The following is a 22,494-nucleotide window of genomic DNA, read 5'->3' on the forward strand; positions in this document are numbered from 1 at the left end:
GGTCTTTTCGTGTGCCGGGCACGAGGCAGCAAAAATGTCCGCGCGTTTATATCAAACGAATGGTCTGAATAGGATAGGCTGGAATCCGCAGGCAGCCCGAAATTTCGGGCGGTGCAAACTCATAGGTGAAGGCGGGAAACCGATGGACGGGTTCATCCTGATCGTGGTGGCTGGACTCATGTTCGTTGCCGGGTTCTTCCTGGGCAAGTGGAAGGCGGCCCGGAACGCGACATCGCGGCAGGGCGCCGCGGACCGCTTGCCCGACCGCTCGGCGCTGGCCGAGGCCTGGCAGCTGGGCTTCGACGCAGCGAAGGCGGCCTCTTTGCCTGCCGAACCATCACCCGGGCCGACGCCGCAGCACGCCGGTGCCCCTGTAAGTTCGGCGGCGGAGCAGCATCGGCCACGCGCCGCCACCCAAGCGGAGGCCACGCCGGACGGTTCGGCACCGACGGCCCCGGTCAAAGTCCCGGCGCCGACGCGTCCCGCTCCGCCGCCATACGTGCCCCCGGCACCGGTTGACCCGCGCGTGAGGGCACTGCGCAACATCAACATCACGCTTTATGTTGCGGCGCTCCTCATGGTGGCCTCGGCATCGCTCTTCATCGCGCTGGCCCTGCCGGCGCAGGCCAAGGTCGTGGGCCTTGGCATCGTGGCCTTCGGGTTCTACTTCGCGGGTCTTGTGATGCACGCGCAAAGCGAGCGCCTGCGTCCGGCGGCAGCTGCCTTCACCGCGACCGGATTGGCACTGATCCCGATGACAGGGCTCGCGCACTATCTCCTGCTCTCCGAAACCCCCGGTGCCAGCTGGTTCGTCACTTCCGTGGTGGGCACTGCGGCGTTCGTCTACGCCGCGGGACGGCTGCAGTCCAAGATCATTGCCGGGCTGTCCACCACCTTCCTGGTCTCCACCGCCTATTCCGGGGGCGCGGTGCTCAACCGCGGGCTGATCTACTATTTCCTCTTCAGCATGCTGCTGGCCGCCGCCATCTTGCTGGTTGGCTTCTTGAGGCCGCGCTGGGTCACCAATATATACGTGCAGTCCTTTACGATCGCCCACCGCTACCTGGTTCCGGCGACGTTGCTGGCCGCCGTGGTGTCGGCGGCCGTGCTTGAGGACCGGGATTATGCCTGGCTCTTTGCGGCAGCGGCCGCGTACTACGCGGTGGCACTCTTCACGGCGCCGGCCGGCGAACGCTTTTGGCATTTGGCTGCTGCCCGCGCCGCAGCCATGCTCAGCATCGGCTCGTTCCTGCATGCTGCCGAGATGTCGCTGACGAACATCTTCAGGATCATGGCCGCGCTGTTGCTGGCGCAAGTCGTTTTGCTGGCGCACCGCGCCGGGTTGTACTCGCGCAAACTGCGAGTTCGCCCGCGTCTGGTGGAAACCGAAACCTGGCTGCTGTTCGCGGCCGCGGCGCTTTGCACCATCGTGGGCGTGGAGGGATGGCCGCGCTATGCAGGCCGCCTCGGTACCGGGGAACAGCTGGACCTGAACTGGGCACTGGCGCTCCTGCTGCTCGCAGGCCTTGCCGTCGGCCTGAAACTGGGCGGACACTTCCGCTGGATTCCGCTGGGTGCGGCAGTGCTCGCGTACGTTGAACCGACAGCTGGAAACCACGGGCGCCAGGGCATTGTGATCGCCGCAGCGGTGCTCGCCACCTGGTTGCTGGCGCGCGACGCCACCGGTGCGGGACAACTTCTGCTTCGATGGGCCGCGCGGATCGCCTCCGTCGCCGTCGCCGGGGCACTCTTTTCCTTCGCCGCGGCGGGCTGGGTGCTGCAGCCGAGGTTTGCCGACGGGCTCGGAGCCGTATCCGGAAGCGGATCGGGCTATGCCCTGGCCCTGGCCCGGGCCATTGAGGTGGCAAGCCTGGTCGGCGTCATCTTGGCACTTCTAGCCCAGGTGGGCTGGGCCATCGCGTTGCTGCGCAAGGGCGGGCCCTCCGATGCGTCGATCCGGACCGACGGTACGGCCCGGATCCAGGCCTTGGGTGAATCGCTGTTCTTTGCCGGGGGAGTGCTCTTCGCTTCCGCCACGCTCTGGTTCCTGGCCGTGGTCGCGGGCTGGGGCGGTTCCCTGACCCGTGCGGAGGTGGACATCGCCGTCGTCGGCTGGGGCACCCAGCTGTGGCTGGGCCACCAATGGGACCTGATCCTGATGTGGCTGTTGCTGGCCGTCGGCCTCGTGGGTGCCACCCTCGTCCTGGGCTACCGCCGCGCAGGGGCCCCGGTGCCGAGCTCCGATAGGGGCCAGGTCGCGCTCATCCACCTGGGCGGACTGGTCGCCCTGGCCGCCGGCCTGGGGATCGGCTCGGGCCGCAACCCGTCCTGGCTGGTGGAACTTGTTGCCGTGCTGGGACTGGGATACGTGGGCATTCGGATCCTGGCGGGCACCGAAGTGCACGTCCGCGTGGGCTATTCCATCTTGGCCCAGGTCCTCTTCTCCTCAACGGCATGGCACGTGGCCGATCGCTTCCACATGGACGGGCACGGGCAGTATGCGCTCCTTGCCTTCACCGTCGCCCTGCCGCAATCGGTGCGCGCTGTCCTGTCCCGGCGCGGAACCGCGGTGAGGCTGGATGATCCGCGCAGTCTCATGGGCATCGCGGCACTGGTGCTGCTGTTGCTGATCCCGGCCGTCTATCTTGCCGACCGGTCCGGAGATCTGGACCAGGCCGGCCTGCTCATTCAGGCCCTGTGCCTCCTGGCGTTCGCCGGAGTGCTGGCGAAGACCCAGTCGGCACGCATTCCCGCCTTCCGCTACGCGTTTATTCCGGCCGCGCTCGGATTCCTTGGTCTGGTCCTGACACCGGCCCTGGGCGGGGACCTGCGATCCGGCGGCTGGCTGCCCACCCCGCTGTGGGGCGAGAACACGGCAAGCACCGTCCTGGTGGTCCTGCTGATCGGCATCCTGGCGGTCGAGTTGCGCGGCGTGGGCGGAACCGAGTACCGCTGGGTGCGGGCAGCGGTCGCCCTGATGTACTGGGTCGCCCTGACCGGGCTGCAGGATCGGTCCGAGCCGGGATGGCAGCTGGCGGCCGGCCTGATGGGCGCGGCGGGCGCCACCATCTTCGCGGCGACGTGGGGCATCCCGCTGCTGTTGCTCGGCACCGCCGCGTTGGTGCTCCTTGCCTCGCTGCGCGGAGTCGAATTCATCCACGTCCTGGCCGGGGAACAGGGGAGTGAACCCCTGGACACCATGCTCGGGCTGGGAGCGAGCTTCGTCGTCCTGCTGATCATGGCCCTCTTCGGTGGACGCTTCAGTGGCGAAGAAGTGGGTTTCGCGGCGGTGGCCAAGCGGGGATCCGGTTGGGGCCCCGCCCACGCGCGGGTGCTCTTTTCCGCGGCCTTGGCGGCCCTGGGTCTGGGCGGGCTGCTGGGCCTGGCCGACGATGTGGATCGGTACGTCTATGCCGGGGGAGTGATGCTGCTGGTGGCGGTCTTTGCCGCCGCGGCGCTCGAAGTGCCCTCGCGCCTGCGGGAAACCGGATACGAGGGCGCAGCTTTGGCCGGTGCCGCGGTCATCCACCGGTGCTGGTGGGTTGCCGTCGACGGGACGGGCGCCTTTGCCGCCCTCTACTACTGGATCATCACGTTGGGACTGCTGGCCGCGTACGAGTTCTGGCGCAATCGCGAACGGAACGCGACGTTCGTCCTGGGAGCCTCCGCCGCACTGCTTTCGATGGCCGGGATGGGGACGATCCTTTCCTCGAGCTTGGGCCAGCAGCTGGTGGTCTTGCTGAGCTTCACCGCATTGCTGGTGTTCGGCTTGCTGACCAACCGCAAGATCTTCACCGTGTGGGGAGCGGTCGGAGTTGCCGCGGCCGTGCTGTGGTTCTTGCGCGGATTCACTTTCATCCTGCTGCTGCTGATCGCCGCCGGCCTGATTGTGCTGGCCCTGTGGAAGCTGGGCAAAATGAACAAGGGCTCGCAATTCCAGACGACCCCGGGCCCCGGTTATCCGCCGGCGGGGAATGCCGACCACAGCGGTGCCGGTCCGCACGGTCCACACAAGCAGCCCGGAACCCCGGGGGCGTGGACGGAGCCGGGCCCCTCGGCATCGATTCACAACCCGTACGCGGGCCAGGCCCCCGGCAAGAACCTGCCCGCGGCCGGCCAGGAACCCCAGGGCCCCGGTGAAGGTCCGGGCCCGGTGGCGCCCGAGCAAGGAAATGGCATGCCGTGACGTCGGCCGCGCGGCCGGGCCCCCAGCGATGGAGCACGCTGAGCGCCCGCAAGTGGTGACCGGCGTGCGGCCGGCGGTTAGGCTGGCAGCATGAAGTTCTTGATAGTCGTACTCATCGTGGTGGTTGTCGTCGTGGTGGTCATGCGCGTGCGCAAACAGTTTTCCAGTGAGATCCAGCGGGCGAAGGATATCCGGCGGGCCAACGGCGACGAACAGTAGCCGAGCCGGATCGGGCGCTCCGTGAGGTTGCTCACGCGCGAATCCTCCGATCGGGGCGGACGTGCGGATGCGCGGACCGGAATTCCGGCGATTTTCCCTCCGTTGCGACTTGGTGAAATTCCGGTCCCGACACCTTCGCGTCCCCCGGCCGCCGGCGGGGGGAGAACGAAGATTTGGCGTTTGGGCCCGGAACCTGACACACTAGACAAGTTGTTCGTGAGCATTTCCATGCTTCGTGTCTGCTGATCGGGAAACCGACACCGGGGCACAGGGTTTCAACCGAGATTGTGTCTCACCCGGGATAATGCCCGGGGCTGGGGAGCAATACAACCGAATTTTTGGAAACATTGACAATGTCCCCCACGCATCCATCGGATTCGTATCGCTTTCAAACGCGACACGCCCGAGCGCGGGGGTCGGGCTTCGGCGGATTGAGGAACCCGGATTTATCCGGATTCAGTTCGATGCGAAGCGTGCCGGTCCACTATTGGACCCGTAGGGCACAGTAACTGTACAGAGAGTGCTAATTAGAAAGAGGCATCACGCCATGGCGGGACAAAAAATCCGCATCCGGCTGAAGTCGTATGACCACGAGGTCATTGACGTTTCTGCCCGGAAGATCGTTGAGACGGTGACGCGCGCTGGCGCAACCGTAGTCGGCCCAGTGCCGCTGCCGACGGAAAAGAACGTGTACTGCGTTATCCGTTCGCCCCACAAGTACAAAGACAGCCGTGAGCACTTTGAAATGCGCACGCACAAGCGTCTGATCGACATCATCGATCCGACCCCGAAGGCCGTAGATTCGCTGATGCGTCTTGACCTGCCGGCGGATGTCAACATCGAAATCAAGCTCTAGGGGAGGTGGCGAGAAAACTATGACCGCAACCCGTAATGTCAAGGGACTGTTGGGCACGAAGCTCGGCATGACCCAGGTTTGGGACGAGAACAACAACCTCATCCCGGTAACCGTCGTACAGGCCGACAGCAATGTCGTCACTCAGCTGCGCAACGCCGAGCGTGATGGCTACACCGCGGTTCAGATCGGCTACGGCCAGATCGACCCGCGCAAGGTCACCAAGCCGCTGGCCGGCCACTTCGAGGCAGCAGGGGTCACCCCGCGCCGCCACGTCGTTGAGCTGCGCACTGCCGACGCCGAGTCCTACGCCGCAGGCCAGGAACTCTCCGTCGAAATCTTCGCCGCCGGCCAGAAGGTCGACGTCGTTGGAACTTCCAAGGGTAAGGGCTTCGCCGGCGTTATGAAGCGCCACGGCTTCCACGGTGCTCCGGCATCGCACGGTGCTCACAAGAACCACCGTAAGCCGGGCTCCATCGGCGGCGCATCGACCCCGGGCCGTGTGTTCCAGGGCCAGAAGATGGCCGGTCGCATGGGCGCCGAGCGCGTCACCACGCAGAACCTCACCGTTCACGCTGTGGATGCCGAGAAGAACCTCCTGCTGATCAAGGGTGCCGTTCCCGGCGCCCGCGGCCGCGTCGTTCTCGTGCGCACCGCTGTGAAGGGAGCATAACTAAATGTCTAAGGCACTTAACGTAGAACTCCCTTCGGAGATCTTCGACGTTCAGACCAACGTTCCGCTGCTGCACCAGGTCGTCGTGGCCCAGCTGGCAGCTGCTCGCCAGGGTACGCACAAGACCAAGAACCGCGCCGAGGTTTCCGGTGCCGGTCGCAAGCCGTTCAAGCAGAAGGGCACCGGCCGCGCCCGTCAGGGTTCAATCCGTGCTCCTCACATGACCGGCGGTGGCGTTGTCCACGGTCCGACTCCTCGCGACTACAGCCAGCGCACCCCCAAGAAGATGAAGGCTGCTGCACTGCGCGGCGCCCTGTCTGACCGCGCTCGCAACAACCGCGTTCACGTCATTGAAGCACTGGTTGAAGGCACCACGCCGAACACCAAGGCCGCACTGGCAACCCTGCGCGCTCTGTCCGAGCGCAAGAACCTGCTCGTAGTCATCGAGCGCGCCAACGATGTTGCGGCCCTTTCGGTCCGTAACCTCCCCGAGGTCCACGTCCTGTACGTAGACCAGCTCAACACTTACGATGTGCTGGTTTCCGACGACGTCGTCTTCACCAAGGCCGCTTTCGATGCCCTGGTCCAGAAGGAGGAAGCCAAATGAGCACCTTCTCTAAGGCTCCGCACGATGTGGTCATCGCACCCGTCGTTTCGGAAAAGAGCTACGGTCTGATCGACGAAGGCAAGTACACCTTCTTGGTTGACCCGCGTTCAAACAAGACGGAAATCAAGAACGCCGTGGAAGCCATCTTCTCGGTCAAGGTTGACTCCGTAAACACCCTCAATCGTGCCGGCAAGCGCAAGCGCACCAAGTTCGGATGGGGGACGCGCAAGGCTACCAAGCGTGCGATCGTCTCCCTGAAGGAAGGCTCGATTGACATCTTCGGCGGTCCGCTTTCCTAAGCGGAGACCACTTTAACGAGGAATTAAACTATGGGAATCCGTAAATACAAGCCGACTACCCCGGGCCTTCGCGGCTCGAGCGTAGCCGACTTCGCAGAAATCACGCGATCAACTCCGGAAAAGTCGCTGCTTCGCCCGCTCCACAAGACTGGCGGCCGCAACAACACCGGTAAGATCACCACTCGTCACAAGGGTGGCGGACACAAGCGCCAGTACCGTCTGATCGACTTCCGTCGCCACGACAAGGACGGCGTGCCGGCAAAGGTCGCTCACATCGAGTACGACCCGAACCGCACCGCCCGCATTGCGCTTCTTCACTACATTGATGGAACCAAGCGTTACATCATTGCACCGAACAAGCTCTCCCAGGGTGACACGATCGAAGCCGGCGCAAACGCCGACATCAAGCCCGGCAACAACCTGCCGTTGCGCAACATCCCGGTGGGTACTGTTATCCACGCTGTGGAGTTGCGTCCCGGTGGCGGTGCCAAGATGGCTCGTTCCGCAGGTGCCTCGGTTCAGCTGGTGGCCCGTGAGGGTCGCTTCGCTCAGCTGCGTTTGCCTTCCGGCGAAATCCGCAACGTTGACGTGCGCTGCCGCGCAACCGTCGGCGAGGTCGGAAACGCCGAGCAGTCGAACATCAACTGGGGCAAGGCCGGCCGCATGCGCTGGAAGGGCGTTCGCCCGACCGTCCGTGGTGTCGCCATGAACCCTGTTGACCACCCGCACGGTGGTGGCGAGGGTAAGACGTCCGGTGGACGTCACCCGGTCAACCCGAACGGCAAGCGCGAAGGACGCACTCGTCGTCCGAACAAGGACAGCGACAAGATGATTGTCCGCCGTCGCCGTACCGGCAAGAACAAGCGATAGGAGCCTGGAAACATGCCACGCAGCCTGAAGAAAGGCCCCTTCGTCGATCAGCACCTGTTTGTCAAGGTAGCTGCTGAGAACGAAAAGGGCACCAAGAACGTCATTAAGACGTGGTCCCGCCGTTCGATGATCATCCCCGACATGCTCGGGCACACGATCGCCGTTCATGACGGACGTAAGCACATCCCCGTGTTTGTCACCGAGTCGATGGTCGGGCACAAGCTCGGCGAGTTCAGCCCGACCCGGACGTTCCGCAGCCACGTGAAGGACGACAAGAAGGGCAAGCGCCGCTAACCCGCAAGGGTTTAGCGAGTGCTTAGCACTTCTTCGAGAGACGAGAGAAGGAAAGCAATGGAAGCCAAGGCAATTGCGCGCCATATCCGCGTGACGCCTATGAAGGCCCGGCGCGTCGTCAACCTTGTTCGTGGCAAGCAGACGAACGAAGCACTGGCGATCCTGAAGTTTGCCCCGCAGGCAGCTTCAGAGCCAGTGTTCAAGGTTGTAGCATCGGCAGTGGCTAACGCCCGTGCCGCCGCAGACCGCGAGGGTGTCGCGTTCAACGAAGACGAGCTGTTCATCAGCGAAGCGTTTGTTGACGAGGGTCCGACCATGAAGCGGTTCCAGCCGCGTGCTCAGGGTCGGGCATACCAGATCAAGAAGCGCACGAGCCACATCACTGTGGTCGTCGCAACCCCTAAGAAGGGTGGGGAAGAGTAAATGGGACAGAAGGTTAACCCGCATGGGTTCCGACTCGGTATCACTACCGACCATGTTTCGCACTGGTTCGCCGACAGCACCAAGGTCGGTCAGCGTTACAAGGACTTCGTAAAAGAAGACATCCGTATCCGCGAACTGATGACCGTTGGCATGGAGCGCGCCGGCATCGCCCGCGTGGAGATCGAGCGTACCCGTGACCGTGTTCGTGTGGATATCCACACCGCACGTCCCGGCATCGTTATCGGTCGCCGCGGCGCCGAAGCCGATCGCATCCGTGGCGAGCTCGAAAAGCTCACCGCAAAGCAGGTTCAGCTGAACATCCTCGAGGTCAAGAACCCCGAGATCGAAGCTCAGCTTGTTGCCCAGGGCATTGCCGAGCAGCTTGCTTCGCGTGTGGCTTTCCGCCGCGCGATGAAGAAGGCCATGCAGTCGGCAATGCGCGCAGGTGCCAAGGGCATCCGCGTGCAGTGCTCCGGTCGTCTTGGCGGTGCAGAAATGTCCCGCAAGGAGTTCTACCGCGAAGGTCGTGTGCCGCTGCACACCCTGCGTGCGAACATCGACTACGGCAAGTTCGAAGCCAAGACCACCTTCGGCCGCATCGGCGTGAAGGTCTGGATCTACAAGGGCGACGTAACTTCGAAGGAACTGGCAGCCCAGGCTGCTGCAGCTCCGGCCCGCGGCCGCGGCGATCGTCCGGGTGGACGTCCGGGTGGACGTCCCGAAGGTGGCGAGCGTCGTCGTCGCCCCGAGCGCAACGCCGCTCCAGGTGCAGAAGCAGCTCCGGCTGTTGAGGCTCCTGCAGCAGCAGTTGCAGAAGGAGGACAGGCTTAAATGCTTATCCCACGCCGAGTAAAGTACCGCAAGCAGCACCACCCCAATCGGAGTGGCGCAGCTTCGGGCGGTACCACGGTAGCCTTCGGTGAGTACGGTATCCAGGCCCTTACACCGGCCTACGTTACCAACCGCCAGATCGAGGCAGCTCGTATCGCAATGACCCGCCACATCAAGCGTGGCGGTAAGGTCTGGATCAACATTTATCCGGACCGTCCGCTGACGAAGAAGCCTGCCGAAACCCGCATGGGTTCCGGTAAGGGTTCGCCGGAATGGTGGGTCGCAAACGTAAAGCCGGGACGGGTTCTCTTTGAACTCTCCGGTGTCAGTGATGAGGTAGCACGCGAGGCCCTGCGCCTTGCAATCCACAAGCTGCCGTTGAAGGCACGCATTGTGCGTCGCGAAGGTGGTGAATAGGAATGGCAATCGGATCCAAGGATCTAGCAACCGAAGCACTGGACGGCTTTGATAACGCCCGTCTGGTCGAGGAGCTTAAGAAGGCCAAGGAGGAGTTGTTCAACCTCCGTTTCCAGTCGGCTACCGGCCAGCTCGAATCGCATGGCAACCTGAAGACTGTCAAGCGCGATATCGCTCGCATCTACACGGTGCTGCGCGAACGCGAGCTGGGCATTCGTCCGGACGTTGTTGTCCCAGTAGAGGAAGCCACGAAGGCCAAGAAGTCTTCGAAGAAGGCCGAAGCTGCTGAAGCAACTGAGGAAGCCAAGTAATGAGCGAGAAGGAGAACGTCGTGGATGCAGCTTCAGAGCGCAACGACCGCAAGACCCTCCGCGGGTACGTGGTTTCCGACAAGATGCAGAAGACCATCGTCGTTGACGTTGAGGACCGTGTGAAGCACGCCCTTTACGGCAAGGTCATGCGTCGCAACAAGAACGTCAAGGCTCACGACGAAGAGAACAGCGCCGGCATCGGCGACCTCGTTCTCATCGCCGAGACCCGCCCGCTGTCTGCCGACAAGCGCTGGCGCCTCGTGGAAATCCTCGAAAAGGCCAAGTAAGCCCTTTCGCTGGTTTTCACTCTGACGTGAACCAAGCTCAACACCCCGGGACCGCTGGATTATCCAGCCGGTACCGGGGTGTTTTGCGTTTCCGCCCATGTCACGTAGGTAGCATGGGTGGCCGGGGGAGACCCGGCGCTGTCGCCGCAGGAATGTTGACTCATGAATGGGGGACCACCAATGGCAAGGGACTGGACGGCAGAGTCGTCGGATCTGCGTGCGCCGCTGTCGCGGCGCCTGCTGGCGGTGTCGGTTCCCGGGGCGTTCCTGGCCGTGTTGCCTCACCTGTCGATCGGCTCCTCCGCGATCCTGGCGGTGCTCCAGGCGCTGCTGCCGTTGCTGTTTCTCGCGGCGCTGGGCATGTGCGCGGTGCTGGCGTGCCGTCGCTCCTTCATCCCGGCCGTGGTGCTACTGGTCCTTGCCGCTGCCTCAGTGGTTCCGGTTCTCGCGCCGAGCGCCGGAACGACGTGCAGCCCAGGGGCGCCGCTGACGGTGGTGTCGCTCAATGCCGGGCGCGGCCACGCCGATGCGTCGTCCCTCGCGGCGGTGATCGGCGAATCGGACCCGGCCATCCTCGTGCTTGTCGAAACCAGCGAGCCGCTGCTCAAGGCGCTGGCGGCCGAATCCCTGGACTGGGCCTACACCCACCGGACCGGCGAGGTGTTCACCGGCGGCAGCGTTGACACCGTGTTCCTCTCCAGGTATCCGCTGCGCGAAGAAGCGCCGGCGGTGCTGCAGTCGCAGGGCGCACTCTTCGATGCGCCCGTGGCCGTCATCGAGCATCCGGAGGCGGGGCGAATTCGGGTGGCGGGGATCCACCCGGCGCCGCCGACCTACGCACCCTCATCCTGGGCTAGCTCGCTGTACCGCCTCGCGGCCTGGAAAGAGGAACACGCGGGCATGCCGCTGGTGCTGGCTGGGGACTTCAACGCCACGACCGCACACCCCCATTTCCGCACGCTTGCCGCGGGCCTCGCCGAGGCTTCCCCGGCCTGGGGGCCGTGGGCGGCAGGCACCTGGCCCGCCGACTCGGCCATTCCGGCATTCGCGGCCATCGACCACGTCCTGGTGCGTGGGCTCGCGGTGCGCGACGCCGAACGCTTTTCGGTACCTGGCACCGACCACCACGGCATCGTCGCGCAGCTGTCATCCTGCCGCTGACGGCTGGCGCCGACCGGTGCCGGATCCAGGGGTTCGTGTGAGCAACGACCCCCGGTTTCCCCCTAGCACATGGTTTCGGGATCGCGCATCCTTGCGGTAGACTTTATTTTCTGTGCGCGTTATGTATGGGGACTATCCACCTCCTGCCTGACGCATAGTGCGGCCGGAGGGTTTTTTACGGGCCCGAAAGTCGTGCGGCATAGCTCTGAGCCTAAGCCTCGGCCCTGCTTCCCCAGCATCATGTTGTTGCGCACTCGTGCGTTGCGAACAGCGGTGTATGGAGGTGGGGGTAAGCAGAAGCTGAGATGGACCATATCCGTTCCGCAAGGCTCCCTAGGAGAACCAGCGAGACGACAGGAGTAAAAAGTGATTCAGCAGGAATCGCGACTGAAGGTTGCCGACAACACCGGTGCTAAGGAAATCCTTACCATTCGTGTTCTCGGTGGCTCTGGCCGTCGCTATGCAGGCATTGGCGACGTAATCGTCGCCACCGTCAAGGATGCAATCCCGGGCGGAAACGTAAAGAAGGGTGACGTCGTCAAGGCTGTCATCGTTCGCACCAAGAAGGAACGTCGCCGCGTCGACGGTTCCTACATCAAGTTCGACGAGAACGCAGCTGTCATCCTCAAGGCTGACGGTGAGCCCCGCGGTACCCGTATTTTCGGTCCGGTGGGTCGTGAACTTCGCGACAAGAAGTTCATGAAGATCGTTTCCCTGGCTCCGGAGGTACTGTAACCATGGGTGCAAAGATTAAGAAGGGTGACCTCGTTCAGGTCATCGCCGGTTCCGACCGCAACAAGCAGGGCAAGGTGCTGAAGGTATTCCCGGCAGCACAGCGCGTTCTTGTTGAGGGTGTCAACCGCGTCACCAAGCACACCAAGGCCGGCCAGACCGAGCGTGGCACGCAGACCGGTGGCATTGAGGTCGTTGAGGCCCCCATGCACATCTCGAATGTCGCAATCGTTGACCCGGAAACCAAGAAGCCGACCCGCGTTGGCTTCCGCGAGGAAACCGTGGAGAAGAACGGCGTGTCCAAGACCGTCCGTGTTCGCTTCGCCAAGTCTTCCGGAAAGGCACTGTAATGACTGAAGCAGCTGTGAACATCCAGCCTCGCCTGAAGGCCAAGTACAACGCCGAAATCCGCGAAACTCTGAAGAGCGAATTCAACTACGCCAACCCGATGCAGGTTCCGGGTCTGGTCAAGGTTGTTGTGAACATGGGTGTCGGCGAAGCCGCCAAGGACTCCAAGCTCATCGAAGGCGCAGTTCGCGACCTCACCGCCATCACCGGCCAGAAGCCGTTGGTTACCAAGGCACGCAAGTCGATCGCACAGTTCAAGCTGCGCGAAGGCATGCCGATTGGTACCCACGCCACCCTGCGCGGAGATCGCATGTGGGAATTCGTGGACCGTTTGGTTACGCTGGCCCTGCCGCGTATCCGTGACTTCCGTGGCCTGAGCCCGAAGCAGTTCGACGGCAACGGCAACTACACCTTCGGTCTCACGGAACAGTCCATGTTCCACGAAATCGATGTTGATTCCATCGACCGCGTTCGCGGCATGGACATCACCGTAGTGACCACCGCGAAGACCGACGACGAAGGCCGCGCCTTGCTCAAGGCCCTGGGCTTCCCGTTCAAGACCGCCAACTAGATCAACTACGTTGCAGGTCCGCGCTTGCGCGGAAACCGTAGCGAGGAAGGGCAGAAGCCCAAATGACAATGACAGATCCTGTCGCAGATATGCTGACGCGTCTGCGCAACGCCAACTCGGCTTACCACGACACGGTTTCCATGCCGTCGTCCAAGCTGAAGGTGCGCGTTGCCCAGATCTTGAAGGAACAGGGCTACATCGCCTCGTTCGTTGAGGAAGCAGCAGAGGTTGGCAAGAAGCTGACCATCACCCTGAAGTTCGGCCCGAGCCGCGAGCGTTCAATCGCTGGCGTCCGCCGTATTTCGAAGCCGGGCCTGCGTGTATACGCAAAGTCCACCAACTTGCCGCACGTCCTTGGTGGCCTCGGCATTGCAATCCTGTCCACGTCCTCCGGTCTGCTTACCGACCGCCAGGCAGCCAAGAAGGGTGTAGGTGGGGAAGTCCTCGCCTACGTCTGGTAACGGGAAAGGGAGAAAGAAACCATGTCACGTATTGGACGTCTTCCGATCACTGTTCCTGCCGGCGTCGAGCTCAAGATTGATGGCGACGTTGTCTCCGTCAAGGGCGCCAAGGGCGAACTGACCCACACCGTAGCAAGCCCGATCGCAGTTGTTCTCGAAGAGAACACTGTGACCGTGTCGCGCCCGAACGACGAGCGCGATTCGCGTTCGCTGCACGGCCTGACCCGCACCCTGATCGAGAACATGATCATCGGTGTCACCGCTGGCTACGAAAAGAAGCTCGAAATCCACGGTACCGGTTACCGCGTTGTGGCAAAGGGCTCGAACCTCGAGTTCGCCCTGGGCTTCTCGCACCCGGTTGTTGTCGAAGCTCCCGAGGGCATTGCCTTCGCGCTCGACGGCAACACCAAGATCACCGTCTCGGGTATCAACAAGCAGCAGGTTGGCGAAGTTTCCGCCAACATCCGCAAGCTCCGCAAGCCTGACCCGTACAAGGGCAAGGGCGTTCGGTACGCTGGCGAAATCATCCGCCGCAAGGTCGGAAAGGCTGGTAAGTAACCATGGCTCTGGGAATCAAGGGTAAGAGCAAGGCAGCCGCACGCGGCCGCCGCCACTTGCGTGTTCGTAAGCGCATCACCGGCACCGAGGTGCGTCCGCGCCTGGTCGTCAACCGCTCGGCACGCCACATCTTCGTCCAGATCGTAGACGACAGCAAGGGCATCACCGTTGCTTACGCGTCGACGATGGAAGCCGACTTGCGCGCATTCGACGGCGACAAGACCGCCAAGGCCAAGCGCATTGGTGAGCTCGTCGCCGAGCGTGCCAAGGCTGCAGGCATCGAATCCGTGGTCTTCGACCGCGGCGGCAACAAGTACCACGGTCGCGTGGCTGCTGTTGCTGACGGTGCACGCGAAGGTGGGCTGGCACTGTGAGCGAAGCAACTAACAAGAAGGAAACTCAGGTGTCTGAAGCTACTGAGGCAGCCTCGACTGCTACTGCTCCCGCCACGGAAAAGGCCGGCGCCGCTCGCGGCGAAGGTCGTGGACGTGGCGGCGAAGGCCGTGGCCGTGGCGAGGGTCGTGGCCGTGGCCGCGATTCGAAGGACAGCCGCAACGAAGACAAGGACAAGTTCCTTGAGCGCGTTGTAGCTATCAACCGCGTATCCAAGGTCGTCAAGGGTGGTCGTCGCTTCAGCTTCACCGCACTTGTCGTCGTGGGTGACGGCAACGGTCTCGTTGGCGTCGGCTACGGCAAGGCCAAGGAAGTTCCGGCAGCAATCGCCAAGGGCGTTGAAGAAGCCAAGAAGTCCTTCTTCCGCGTTCCCCGCGTCGGCACCACCATCCCGCACCTGGTGCAGGGTGAAGCCGCTGCAGGCGTCGTTCTCCTCCGTCCGGCCGCCCCGGGTACCGGCGTTATCGCCGGTGGTCCGGTCCGCGCCGTACTGGAATGCGCTGGCATCCACGATGTTCTGTCGAAGTCCATGGGCTCGAGCAACCAGATCAACATTGTCCACGGCACCGTTGCAGCACTGAAGGCCCTTGAAGAGCCTGCAGCCGTTGCCGCCCGCCGTGGCCTGCCGTTGGACGAAGTTGTTTCGGCTCAGATGCTGCGCAACATCCAGAACCAGAAGGCAGGTGCGTAAGTAGTGGCAAAGAACATTGCTCCTAGCGACGCAAATCTGGCAATCACCCAGATCAGGTCCATCATTGGTGTAAAGCAGAACCAGCGCGATACCCTTCGCTCGCTTGGCTTGAAGCGCATCGGACACACCGTGTTCCGTTCCGCCGATGCAGTGACCGTTGGCATGATCAACACGGTTCCGCACCTCGTAAAGGTTGAGGAGGCGAAGTAATCATGGCTGAAAAAGAAAACGCATTGAAGGTACACCACCTGCGTCCGGCCGAAGGTTCCAAGAAGGCCAAGACCCGTGTGGGTCGTGGTGAAGGTTCCAAGGGTAAGACCGCTGGTCGCGGTATGAAGGGCACCAAGGCGCGCTACCAGGTCAAGGCCGGCTTCGCCGGTGGCCAGTTGCCGCTGCACATGCGCCTTCCGAAGCTTCGCGGCTTCAAGAACCCGTTCCGCGTCGAGTACCAGGTTGTCAACCTGGACAAGATCTCGGAACTGTTCCCCGAAGGTGGCGAAGTCACCGTTGAGGCACTGATCGCGAAGGGCGCCGTTCGCAAGAACGAGCCCGTCAAGGTCCTTGGCTCGGGCGAACTGACCGTCAAGGTCGACGTAAAGGTCAACGCCTTCTCGTCCTCCGCAGCGGAAAAGATCGTCGCAGCCGGCGGCTCAGCAGTAGAGCTCTAAGCTACGTGGTCTCTTGATCACACAGTGAAAAGGGGTGGAACCGGGAATCCGCAATGCGGATTCCCGGGGCCGCCCCTTTTTTCATACCTCTTCACTACCCTGGGCGAATCGGCACGTATGGACTTCCAAAGCGCGACCCCAGGGTGCCTCCCCGCTGAATATATCGATCAGCCGGGGATTGATTACAGTCTTTGCCGCGGCGCATTTGGCGAGTAACGCTCGCCACCCGCTAGAATCGATAGGTCAACCCCCGGGTATGCCGGGCCACCATCACTCAGGAGGACGCTTGTTCGCCGCCATTGCCCGGGTATTCCGGACGCCTGATCTGCGACGCAAGTTGTTGTTCACGCTCGCCATCATCGCGATCTACCGCGTGGGTGTCTATATCCCTGCGCCCGGTGTGGACTACTCGAATGTCCAGCAGTGCCTCGCCATGGGCAACACCACCGGTGGGCTGTACCAGTTCGTGAACCTGTTCAGTGGCGGTGCGCTGCTGCAGGTCTCGATCTTCGCCATGGGCATCATGCCGTACATCACGGCCTCGATCATCATCCAGCTGCTGCGTGTGGTGATCCCTCGCTTCGAGGAGCTGCACAAGGAAGGCCAGTCCGGACAGGCGATCCTGACCCAGTACACGCGTTACCTGACCATTGCGCTGGGCCTGCTGCAGGCCACAACGCTGGTCTCGCTGGCACGCAGCGGGACGCTCTTCCCCGCATGTACGCTCCCCATCGTCCCGGACGACAGCCTCTGGGTCATCGTGCTGATGATCTTCACCCTGACCGCCGGTACCGGCCTGATCATGTGGATGGGCGAATTGGCCACCGAGCGCGGCGTCGGCAACGGCATGTCGTTGCTGATCTTCGTCTCCATCGCCTCGGGCTTCCCCTCGGCCATGAGCGCCATCGCCACCTCGCAGGGCTGGGGCGTCTTCATCGGCGTCATCCTCATCGGCCTCGCCGTGATTGCCCTGGTCGTGTTCGTTGAACAGTCCCAGCGCCGCATCCCGGTCCAGTACGCCAAGCGGATGATCGGACGCCGGACCGTGGGCGGCACCTCCACCTACATCCCGATCAAGGTCAACATGGCCGGGGTGATCCCGGTGATCTTCGCGTCCTCCATGCTGGCGCTGCCGACCATGCTGGTCACGTTCAACACGCGCGCCGACGGCACGTTGCCGGACTGGGCCCTGTGGGTGCAGACGAACTTCTCCGGCTCGTCGCCGCTCTACATGGTCGCCTACACATTGCTGACCATCGGATTCACCTACTTCTACGTCGCCATCACGTTCAACCCGACCGAGGTTGCCGACAACATGAAACAGTACGGCGGATTCATCCCGGGCATCCGCGCCGGACGCCCCACGGCCGAGTACCTCGAGTACGTGCTCAGCCGCATCACCTTCCCCGGTGCCGTTTACCTGGCATTCGTGGCCCTGATCCCGTTGATCGCCTTCGTGCTGATCAACGCCGATCAGAACTTCCCATTTGGCGGCACCTCGATCCTCATCATGGTTGGTGTGGGTCTTGAAACCGTCAAGCAAATCAACGCACAAATGCAGCAGCGACACTACGAAGGACTTCTGCGATGACAAGACTGTTGATCATTGGACCCCCCGGTGCAGGCAAGGGCACCCAGGCGGACCGCATTTCCGAGCGCCTCAACGTTGTGGCCATCTCCACCGGTGACATCTTCCGCGCCAACGTCAAGGGCGGCACCCCGCTGGGCGTCGAGGCCAAGAAGTACATCGACGCCGGCAACTTCGTTCCCGACTCGGTCACCAACTCGATGGTCCGCGACCGCCTGGCCGCCGACGACGTCAAGGACGGCTTCCTGCTGGACGGCTACCCGCGCACCAGCGCCCAGGTCGACGAGCTGGATTCGATCCTGGCCGACGCCGGGGTGGAACTCGACGCCGTGCTGCAGCTGACCGCGGACGACGACGAACTCGTCGCCCGCCTGCTCAAGCGCGCGGAGATCGAAGGCCGTGCCGATGACAACGAAGAAGTAATCCGCCACCGCCTGGGCCTGTACCACGAGGAAACCGCCGTCGTGGTCAACCGCTACCATGAGCGCGGCATCGTGCGCCTGGTCGACGGCATCGGCGAGATCGACGAAGTCACCAACCGCGTCATGGACGCGCTGGGACAGAACGTCTAAGTAGCTTGCACACGCACAAACCGCGGGGATCGGCACACCAGGTGCCTGCATCCCCGCGGTTTTTGCGCTAACGACGCACAGAAATTCCTTGAAGGGGGAACCACACCATGGCTTTCAGCCAACCAAAAATCGAGTACAAGACCAACGGGCAGATCCTCAAGATGCGTGAGGCCGGGCTGGTGCTGGCCGAGGCGTTGGACGAGGCAGTGGCGGCCGCACAGATCGGCGTGACCACCGCGCACGTCGACGAGGTCTTTGCCTCGGTGCTCGAACGCCATGGCGCAAAGTCCAACTTCAAGGGATACCACGGCTTCCCCGCCACCATCTGCGCCTCGGTCAACGACGAGGTCGTCCACGGCTTCCCCAGCGAGTACGTGCTCAAGGACGGGGACGTGCTGAAGATCGACGGCGGGGCCATCGTCGACGGCTGGCACGCCGACTCGGCGCGCACCGTCATCCTGGGCAACGCCGACCCCGAGGACCAGCGCCTGTCCGACATCACGCAGGAAGCCATGTGGCGGGGGATCGCGGCCCTGGCCGGGGCCCGCTTCGTGGGCCAGATCGGCGACGCCATTGACGACTTCGTCTCTTCGGTGCCGGGCAAGCCGCTGGGCATCCTGGAAGACTACGTGGGCCACGGCATCGGTTCGGAAATGCACCAGGCCCCGGACGTGCTCAACTACCGCACCGGGCACCGCGGCGCCCGGGTGAAGCCCGGCATGTGCCTGGCCATCGAACCCATGCTGGTGCGCGGGGGCCTCGAGACCAAGGTGCTGGAGGACGACTGGACCGTTGTCACCGTCGACGGCGCGCGCGCCTCGCAATGGGAGCACTCGGTTGCCGTGCACATGGGCGGCATCTGGGTGCTCACGGCCCACGACGGGGGAGCGGCAGGCCTCGCCCCCTTCGGCGTGACCCCGTCGCCGATCGCTTCCTAGCATTCGGAACACCGCCCGGGCACAGGAAAGTGAAGCGGAAGTGTGGCCGATCTAACAAATCGGCTTCGCTAAACGATTTCCTTTTAAGCCCTCCACCGCGTAGGCTTGACTGTTGGTTGTCTGTTCCTTGGTGCCCAAAAGCTCACGCTTAGGGTGCCTCTGTTCTTGACGGCCGAGACCATAAACCTGTCGGTGGCAAATGCCGCCGGCAACAAAAGTTAGCGGAGGATATGGCCAAGAAAGAGGGTGTCATCGAGGTAGAAGGCACCGTGTCAGAGGCACTGCCCAACGCGATGTTCCGTGTTGAGCTGCCCAACGGGCACGTTGTACTTGCAACTATCTCGGGAAAGATGCGTCAGCACTACATTCGAATCCTCCCTGAGGATCGCGTAGTGGTGGAACTCAGTCCGTATGACCTCAACCGCGGACGTATCGTTTACCGCTACAAGTAAAGATTTTTGTTCTTCCTTCCCTTGGGACGGGCGACAAAGGTATTTACGCTCCACTTGAAACCGCAACCGCAAAAGGACAAAGCCTTGAAGGTTAACCCTAGCGTGAAGCCGATCTGCGATAAGTGCAAGGTGATCCGTCGTAATGGCGTGGTCATGGTGATCTGCGAAAACCCACGCCACAAGCAGCGTCAGGGCTAATTTCCCTCACGGGAAATCCTGCGCGTAGTAAAAGTAATTGGCAGCACAGCATCCACCGCGCGATGCATACCCACGGTACGGAGGCCGTGGACCGGGAACCCCCGGGAATGTGCTGCTTTAGACCTCCGCACATCGAAAGGTAGACAGCATATGGCTCGTCTAGCTGGCGTAGACATCCCGCGCGAAAAGCGCGTGATCATTGCGCTCACCTACATTTACGGCGTGGGCAAGACCCGTGCAGAACAGACCATCGCCGAGACCGGGATCAACCCGGACACTCGCGTGAAGGATCTGACCGACGCTGAGCTGGTTCAGCTGCGTGACTTCATTGAAGGCAGCTTCAAGGTTGAGGGTGACCTCCGCCGTGAAGTGGCAGCTGACATTCGCCGCAAGGTTGAGATCGGCTCCTACGAAGGCATCCGCCACCGCAAGGGCCTGCCGGTCCGCGGTCAGCGCACCAAGACCAACGCTCGTACCCGCAAGGGCCCGAAGCGCACCGTCGCCGGTAAGAAGAAGACCCGCTAAATCTAGCGGTCGTCACTAAGCCAATTTTCTCGTAGGAGTAAGCATGCCCCCCAAGACTCGTGGAGCGGTCCGCAAGCCGCGTCGCAAGGACAAAAAGAATATCGCGCTCGGACAGGCGCACATCAAGAGCACCTTTAACAACACCATTGTTTCCATCACGGATCCCAACGGTGCTGTAATCTCGTGGGCCTCGGCCGGCGAGGTTGGCTTCAAGGGCTCGCGTAAGTCGACTCCGTACGCTGCACAGATGGCCGCCGAGGCCGCTGCAAAGCGCGCACAGGAGCACGGCCTTCGCAAGGTTGACGTTTTCGTCAAGGGCCCGGGCTCGGGACGCGAAACCGCGATCCGCTCGCTGCAGGCTGCTGGCCTTGAGGTCGGGTCCATCCAGGACGTTTCCCCAAGCGCACACAACGGCTGCCGCCCGCCAAAGCGTCGCCGCGTCTAATAATGACTGTCTGGCTTTGATGCCGCCGCGTCTTTCTTCCGCAAGGGAGTTGGGCGCGGCGGCATGATCGCCACGGCTAGCCAGACCGAACCAGACGAACGCCGACGAGGCATACGTCGTTTCCACCCCCTGTGTTGCGTCATATAGCGGACGCTCGCTGAAAGGAAATGTAAGTGCTCATTGCACAGCGCCCTACCCTGACCGAAGAAGTCGTAGCGGAGAACCGCTCCCGTTTCGTAATTGAACCGTTGGAGCCTGGCTTCGGCTACACCCTGGGCAACTCGCTTCGCCGTACCCTTCTTTCCTCCATTCCTGGTGCAGCTGTCACCAGTGTGCGGATCGACGGCGTACTGCACGAGTTCACCACCGTAGCCGGTGTTAAGGAAGACGTCACCGAACTGATTCTGAACATCAAGAATCTTTCTGTGTCCTCCGAACATGACGAGCCGGTCGTCGCCTACCTGCGCAAGCAGGGCCCTGGCGTCGTCACCGCGGCCGACATCACCCCGCCGGCCGGCGTGGAATTCCACAACCCGGACCTGCACATCGCGACGTTGAACGCGAAGGGCAAGTTCGACATGGAACTGACCATCGAACGTGGCCGCGGCTATGTTTCTGCAGCGCAGAACAAGAACGTGGACGCCGAGATCGGTCGCATCCCTGTGGATTCGATTTACTCGCCGGTACTCAAGGTGACCTTCCGCGTGGAAGCCACCCGTGTCGAGCAGCGCACCGACTTTGACAAGCTCATCGTCGATGTCGAGACCAAGGATTCGATGGCCCCGCGCGATGCAGTTGCATCTGCCGGCACCACCCTGGTTGAACTGTTCGGACTGGCTCGCGAGCTGAACACCGCCGCTGAAGGCATCGAGATCGGCCCGTCCCCGACGGACGCCGCCCTCGCAGCCGACATGGCGTTGCCGATCGAAGACCTCGAATTGACCGTTCGTTCGTACAACTGCCTCAAGCGTGAGGGCATCCACTCCGTGGGTGAACTCGTTGCACGCTCCGAGGCCGACCTGATGGACATCCGCAACTTCGGTGCGAAGTCCATCGACGAGGTCAAGGCGAAGCTGATCGATCTGGGTCTGGCCCTGAAGGATTCCCCTCCGGGCTTCGATCTTGCAGCACGTGCCGCCGCCATTGGCGACGATGACGTCTACGGTGACGAAGAAGTCTAAGACTTCTTGGCCCACCAGCTATAGAACTTAAACCTTTGCGCCCGGGAACCTTCCGGGGCTCCGGGCGCAAAGGCCACCATAATAGGAGAACACTATGCCTACCCCTCCCAAGGGTCCGCGTCTCGGCGGCAGCGCAGCTCACGAGCGTTTGATGCTCGCGAACCTGTCCGCGCAGCTGTTCGAGAACAAGTCCATCACCACCACGCTGACCAAGGCCAAGCGCCTTCGTCCGCACGCAGAGCGCCTGATCACCTTCGCCAAGCGCGGAGACCTGGCCTCGCGTCGCCGCGTACAGGCAGTCATTGCCTCGCGCAGCCGCACCAACAAGTCGATCGTTCACGAGCTGTTCGAGAACATCGCACCGCTCATGGCCGAGCGCCCGGGTGGCTACACCCGCATCACCAAGATCGGCAACCGCAAGGGCGACAACGCTCCGATGGCTGTCATCGAATTGGTCATGGAGCCGGTTTCCCCGAAGCAGGCCGTTGTGAAGGAAGCCGAAAAGGCTGCCGCAGTGGCTGCTCCGGTTGAAGAGGTCGTCGAGACCGAAGCAACCGAAGCTGCAGAGGTTGTAGAGACCGAAGCAGCTGAGGAGAACAAGGCCTAGTCCTTGTTTCCTCGGCAATAGCTGAATCGTTTGGCCCGGGGGCATTTTGCCCCGGGCCCCCCGTTTAATTACCCAACCCCCCCCCCCGGGTGGCCCCCCCCAACCCGGCGGCCCCCCCCGGCGGGGGGGGGGCCG

The 22,494-nt window shown here is 62.7% G+C and carries 32 protein-coding genes; all 32 read left to right on the forward strand.

Annotated features, from left to right (window positions below):
- Positions 1-142 precede the first annotated feature (142 nt).
- The gene (locus tag ACIPVK_RS04700) at positions 143-4,186 is read left to right on the forward strand and encodes a hypothetical protein (RefSeq protein ID WP_407610810.1); all 4,044 of its coding nucleotides are present in this window, start codon (positions 143-145) and stop codon (positions 4,184-4,186) included.
- A gap of 90 nt (positions 4,187-4,276) precedes the next feature.
- Complete coding sequence (locus ACIPVK_RS04705; protein ID WP_407610811.1) at positions 4,277-4,405, forward strand: hypothetical protein; 129 nt, start codon at positions 4,277-4,279, stop codon at positions 4,403-4,405.
- A 547-nt stretch (positions 4,406-4,952) separates the two neighbouring features.
- Positions 4,953-5,261 (forward strand): 30S ribosomal protein S10, encoded by a 309-nt coding sequence (gene rpsJ / locus ACIPVK_RS04710; RefSeq protein WP_003803825.1) that lies wholly within the window; start codon positions 4,953-4,955, stop codon positions 5,259-5,261.
- A gap of 19 nt (positions 5,262-5,280) precedes the next feature.
- Entirely contained in the window at positions 5,281-5,931 is a 651-nt protein-coding gene (gene rplC / locus ACIPVK_RS04715) for a 50S ribosomal protein L3 (RefSeq protein WP_407610812.1), read from the forward strand.
- A 4-nt stretch (positions 5,932-5,935) separates the two neighbouring features.
- Complete coding sequence (gene rplD, locus ACIPVK_RS04720; RefSeq protein ID WP_407610813.1) at positions 5,936-6,538, forward strand: 50S ribosomal protein L4; 603 nt, start codon at positions 5,936-5,938, stop codon at positions 6,536-6,538.
- On the forward strand, positions 6,535-6,837 hold the full coding sequence (gene rplW, locus ACIPVK_RS04725) for a 50S ribosomal protein L23 (protein ID WP_071212935.1): 303 nt from the start codon (positions 6,535-6,537) through the stop codon (positions 6,835-6,837). Before rplD ends, rplW begins: the two co-directional genes overlap by 4 nt.
- Before the next feature lie 30 nt (positions 6,838-6,867).
- Entirely contained in the window at positions 6,868-7,707 is an 840-nt protein-coding gene (gene rplB / locus ACIPVK_RS04730; protein WP_217389423.1) for a 50S ribosomal protein L2, read from the forward strand.
- 12 nt (positions 7,708-7,719) lie between these two features.
- Complete coding sequence (gene rpsS / locus ACIPVK_RS04735) at positions 7,720-8,001, forward strand: 30S ribosomal protein S19 (protein WP_068731512.1); 282 nt, start codon at positions 7,720-7,722, stop codon at positions 7,999-8,001.
- Between the two features lie 57 nt (positions 8,002-8,058).
- Positions 8,059-8,424, forward strand: a complete 366-nt coding sequence (gene rplV / locus ACIPVK_RS04740) for a 50S ribosomal protein L22 (RefSeq protein WP_071212937.1) — start codon at positions 8,059-8,061, stop codon at positions 8,422-8,424.
- The gene (gene rpsC / locus ACIPVK_RS04745) at positions 8,425-9,255 is read left to right on the forward strand and encodes a 30S ribosomal protein S3 (RefSeq protein ID WP_217389424.1); all 831 of its coding nucleotides are present in this window, start codon (positions 8,425-8,427) and stop codon (positions 9,253-9,255) included.
- The gene (gene rplP / locus ACIPVK_RS04750; protein ID WP_217389425.1) at positions 9,256-9,672 is read left to right on the forward strand and encodes a 50S ribosomal protein L16; all 417 of its coding nucleotides are present in this window, start codon (positions 9,256-9,258) and stop codon (positions 9,670-9,672) included. It begins immediately after the preceding gene.
- Between the two features lie 2 nt (positions 9,673-9,674).
- Positions 9,675-9,983: a 50S ribosomal protein L29 gene (gene rpmC / locus ACIPVK_RS04755; protein ID WP_217389426.1), complete on the forward strand. Its 309-nt coding sequence runs from the start codon at positions 9,675-9,677 to the stop codon at positions 9,981-9,983.
- Positions 9,983-10,270 (forward strand): 30S ribosomal protein S17, encoded by a 288-nt coding sequence (gene rpsQ, locus ACIPVK_RS04760; RefSeq protein WP_264270835.1) that lies wholly within the window; start codon positions 9,983-9,985, stop codon positions 10,268-10,270. The genes rpmC and rpsQ overlap by 1 nt, the downstream gene beginning before the upstream one ends.
- 180 nt (positions 10,271-10,450) lie before the next feature.
- On the forward strand, positions 10,451-11,431 hold the full coding sequence (locus ACIPVK_RS04765; protein WP_407610814.1) for an endonuclease/exonuclease/phosphatase family protein: 981 nt from the start codon (positions 10,451-10,453) through the stop codon (positions 11,429-11,431).
- A gap of 366 nt (positions 11,432-11,797) precedes the next feature.
- Positions 11,798-12,166, forward strand: coding sequence for a 50S ribosomal protein L14 (gene rplN, locus ACIPVK_RS04770; protein WP_071212943.1), 369 nt, complete (start codon positions 11,798-11,800; stop codon positions 12,164-12,166).
- Positions 12,167-12,168: 2 nt separating this feature from the next.
- Positions 12,169-12,513 carry a 50S ribosomal protein L24 gene (rplX, locus tag ACIPVK_RS04775; protein WP_071212944.1) on the forward strand — a complete coding sequence of 115 codons (345 nt, stop codon included), beginning with the start codon at positions 12,169-12,171 and terminating at the stop codon, positions 12,511-12,513.
- Positions 12,513-13,082 carry a 50S ribosomal protein L5 gene (gene rplE / locus ACIPVK_RS04780; RefSeq protein WP_407610815.1) on the forward strand — a complete coding sequence of 190 codons (570 nt, stop codon included), beginning with the start codon at positions 12,513-12,515 and terminating at the stop codon, positions 13,080-13,082. Before rplX ends, rplE begins: the two co-directional genes overlap by 1 nt.
- A 62-nt stretch (positions 13,083-13,144) precedes the next feature.
- Positions 13,145-13,543: a 30S ribosomal protein S8 gene (rpsH, locus tag ACIPVK_RS04785; RefSeq protein WP_007271041.1), complete on the forward strand. Its 399-nt coding sequence runs from the start codon at positions 13,145-13,147 to the stop codon at positions 13,541-13,543.
- Between the two features lie 21 nt (positions 13,544-13,564).
- On the forward strand, positions 13,565-14,101 hold the full coding sequence (rplF, locus tag ACIPVK_RS04790; protein ID WP_407610816.1) for a 50S ribosomal protein L6: 537 nt from the start codon (positions 13,565-13,567) through the stop codon (positions 14,099-14,101).
- A gap of 2 nt (positions 14,102-14,103) precedes the next feature.
- On the forward strand, positions 14,104-14,475 hold the full coding sequence (rplR, locus tag ACIPVK_RS04795) for a 50S ribosomal protein L18 (protein WP_217389430.1): 372 nt from the start codon (positions 14,104-14,106) through the stop codon (positions 14,473-14,475).
- 29 nt (positions 14,476-14,504) lie between these two features.
- On the forward strand, positions 14,505-15,185 hold the full coding sequence (gene rpsE, locus ACIPVK_RS04800) for a 30S ribosomal protein S5 (RefSeq protein ID WP_407610830.1): 681 nt from the start codon (positions 14,505-14,507) through the stop codon (positions 15,183-15,185).
- A gap of 3 nt (positions 15,186-15,188) precedes the next feature.
- Entirely contained in the window at positions 15,189-15,395 is a 207-nt protein-coding gene (rpmD, locus tag ACIPVK_RS04805) for a 50S ribosomal protein L30 (RefSeq protein ID WP_407610817.1), read from the forward strand.
- Positions 15,396-15,397: 2 nt separating this feature from the next.
- Entirely contained in the window at positions 15,398-15,853 is a 456-nt protein-coding gene (rplO, locus tag ACIPVK_RS04810; protein ID WP_407610818.1) for a 50S ribosomal protein L15, read from the forward strand.
- A 256-nt stretch (positions 15,854-16,109) separates the two neighbouring features.
- Complete coding sequence (gene secY, locus ACIPVK_RS04815; protein WP_407610819.1) at positions 16,110-17,444, forward strand: preprotein translocase subunit SecY; 1,335 nt, start codon at positions 16,110-16,112, stop codon at positions 17,442-17,444.
- Positions 17,441-18,013, forward strand: coding sequence for an adenylate kinase (locus tag ACIPVK_RS04820; protein ID WP_407610820.1), 573 nt, complete (start codon positions 17,441-17,443; stop codon positions 18,011-18,013). The genes secY and ACIPVK_RS04820 overlap by 4 nt, the downstream gene beginning before the upstream one ends.
- A gap of 107 nt (positions 18,014-18,120) precedes the next feature.
- The gene (gene map, locus ACIPVK_RS04825) at positions 18,121-18,951 is read left to right on the forward strand and encodes a type I methionyl aminopeptidase (RefSeq protein WP_407610821.1); all 831 of its coding nucleotides are present in this window, start codon (positions 18,121-18,123) and stop codon (positions 18,949-18,951) included.
- Positions 18,952-19,181: 230 nt separating this feature from the next.
- Positions 19,182-19,403: a translation initiation factor IF-1 gene (infA, locus tag ACIPVK_RS04830; RefSeq protein WP_068731548.1), complete on the forward strand. Its 222-nt coding sequence runs from the start codon at positions 19,182-19,184 to the stop codon at positions 19,401-19,403.
- Between the two features lie 84 nt (positions 19,404-19,487).
- Positions 19,488-19,601 carry a 50S ribosomal protein L36 gene (gene rpmJ, locus ACIPVK_RS04835; RefSeq protein ID WP_013349661.1) on the forward strand — a complete coding sequence of 38 codons (114 nt, stop codon included), beginning with the start codon at positions 19,488-19,490 and terminating at the stop codon, positions 19,599-19,601.
- A gap of 150 nt (positions 19,602-19,751) precedes the next feature.
- On the forward strand, positions 19,752-20,126 hold the full coding sequence (rpsM, locus tag ACIPVK_RS04840; RefSeq protein ID WP_071212955.1) for a 30S ribosomal protein S13: 375 nt from the start codon (positions 19,752-19,754) through the stop codon (positions 20,124-20,126).
- 43 nt (positions 20,127-20,169) lie between these two features.
- On the forward strand, positions 20,170-20,571 hold the full coding sequence (gene rpsK, locus ACIPVK_RS04845; RefSeq protein WP_217389436.1) for a 30S ribosomal protein S11: 402 nt from the start codon (positions 20,170-20,172) through the stop codon (positions 20,569-20,571).
- Positions 20,572-20,744: 173 nt separating this feature from the next.
- On the forward strand, positions 20,745-21,752 hold the full coding sequence (locus ACIPVK_RS04850; protein ID WP_217389437.1) for a DNA-directed RNA polymerase subunit alpha: 1,008 nt from the start codon (positions 20,745-20,747) through the stop codon (positions 21,750-21,752).
- A 94-nt stretch (positions 21,753-21,846) separates the two neighbouring features.
- Entirely contained in the window at positions 21,847-22,359 is a 513-nt protein-coding gene (gene rplQ / locus ACIPVK_RS04855) for a 50S ribosomal protein L17 (RefSeq protein WP_217389438.1), read from the forward strand.
- Positions 22,360-22,494: the final 135 nt, after the last annotated feature.

Origin of the sequence: Paeniglutamicibacter sp. MACA_103 (assembly GCF_045798555.1) — a bacterium.
Classification (GTDB): Bacteria; Actinomycetota; Actinomycetes; order Actinomycetales; family Micrococcaceae; genus Paeniglutamicibacter.

Excerpts from the sequence above, each read along its gene's own strand:
- ACIPVK_RS04700 (WP_407610810.1), top strand. The coding sequence starts at position 143 with ATGGACGGGTTCATCCTGATCGTGGTGGCTGGACTCATGTTCGTTGCC.
- ACIPVK_RS04705 (WP_407610811.1), top strand. The coding sequence starts at position 4,277 with ATGAAGTTCTTGATAGTCGTACTCATCGTGGTGGTTGTCGTCGTGGTG.
- rpsJ (WP_003803825.1), top strand. The coding sequence starts at position 4,953 with ATGGCGGGACAAAAAATCCGCATCCGGCTGAAGTCGTATGACCACGAG.
- rplC (WP_407610812.1), top strand. The coding sequence starts at position 5,281 with ATGACCGCAACCCGTAATGTCAAGGGACTGTTGGGCACGAAGCTCGGC.
- rplD (WP_407610813.1), top strand. The coding sequence starts at position 5,936 with ATGTCTAAGGCACTTAACGTAGAACTCCCTTCGGAGATCTTCGACGTT.
- rplW (WP_071212935.1), top strand. The coding sequence starts at position 6,535 with ATGAGCACCTTCTCTAAGGCTCCGCACGATGTGGTCATCGCACCCGTC.
- rplB (WP_217389423.1), top strand. The coding sequence starts at position 6,868 with ATGGGAATCCGTAAATACAAGCCGACTACCCCGGGCCTTCGCGGCTCG.
- rpsS (WP_068731512.1), top strand. The coding sequence starts at position 7,720 with ATGCCACGCAGCCTGAAGAAAGGCCCCTTCGTCGATCAGCACCTGTTT.
- rplV (WP_071212937.1), top strand. The coding sequence starts at position 8,059 with ATGGAAGCCAAGGCAATTGCGCGCCATATCCGCGTGACGCCTATGAAG.
- rpsC (WP_217389424.1), top strand. The coding sequence starts at position 8,425 with ATGGGACAGAAGGTTAACCCGCATGGGTTCCGACTCGGTATCACTACC.
- rplP (WP_217389425.1), top strand. The coding sequence starts at position 9,256 with ATGCTTATCCCACGCCGAGTAAAGTACCGCAAGCAGCACCACCCCAAT.
- rpmC (WP_217389426.1), top strand. The coding sequence starts at position 9,675 with ATGGCAATCGGATCCAAGGATCTAGCAACCGAAGCACTGGACGGCTTT.
- rpsQ (WP_264270835.1), top strand. The coding sequence starts at position 9,983 with ATGAGCGAGAAGGAGAACGTCGTGGATGCAGCTTCAGAGCGCAACGAC.
- ACIPVK_RS04765 (WP_407610814.1), top strand. The coding sequence starts at position 10,451 with ATGGCAAGGGACTGGACGGCAGAGTCGTCGGATCTGCGTGCGCCGCTG.
- rplX (WP_071212944.1), top strand. The coding sequence starts at position 12,169 with ATGGGTGCAAAGATTAAGAAGGGTGACCTCGTTCAGGTCATCGCCGGT.
- rplE (WP_407610815.1), top strand. The coding sequence starts at position 12,513 with ATGACTGAAGCAGCTGTGAACATCCAGCCTCGCCTGAAGGCCAAGTAC.
- rpsH (WP_007271041.1), top strand. The coding sequence starts at position 13,145 with ATGACAATGACAGATCCTGTCGCAGATATGCTGACGCGTCTGCGCAAC.
- rplF (WP_407610816.1), top strand. The coding sequence starts at position 13,565 with ATGTCACGTATTGGACGTCTTCCGATCACTGTTCCTGCCGGCGTCGAG.
- rplR (WP_217389430.1), top strand. The coding sequence starts at position 14,104 with ATGGCTCTGGGAATCAAGGGTAAGAGCAAGGCAGCCGCACGCGGCCGC.
- rplO (WP_407610818.1), top strand. The coding sequence starts at position 15,398 with ATGGCTGAAAAAGAAAACGCATTGAAGGTACACCACCTGCGTCCGGCC.
- secY (WP_407610819.1), top strand. The coding sequence starts at position 16,110 with ATGCCGGGCCACCATCACTCAGGAGGACGCTTGTTCGCCGCCATTGCC.
- ACIPVK_RS04820 (WP_407610820.1), top strand. The coding sequence starts at position 17,441 with ATGACAAGACTGTTGATCATTGGACCCCCCGGTGCAGGCAAGGGCACC.
- map (WP_407610821.1), top strand. The coding sequence starts at position 18,121 with ATGGCTTTCAGCCAACCAAAAATCGAGTACAAGACCAACGGGCAGATC.
- infA (WP_068731548.1), top strand. The coding sequence starts at position 19,182 with ATGGCCAAGAAAGAGGGTGTCATCGAGGTAGAAGGCACCGTGTCAGAG.
- rpsM (WP_071212955.1), top strand. The coding sequence starts at position 19,752 with ATGGCTCGTCTAGCTGGCGTAGACATCCCGCGCGAAAAGCGCGTGATC.
- rpsK (WP_217389436.1), top strand. The coding sequence starts at position 20,170 with ATGCCCCCCAAGACTCGTGGAGCGGTCCGCAAGCCGCGTCGCAAGGAC.
- rplQ (WP_217389438.1), top strand. The coding sequence starts at position 21,847 with ATGCCTACCCCTCCCAAGGGTCCGCGTCTCGGCGGCAGCGCAGCTCAC.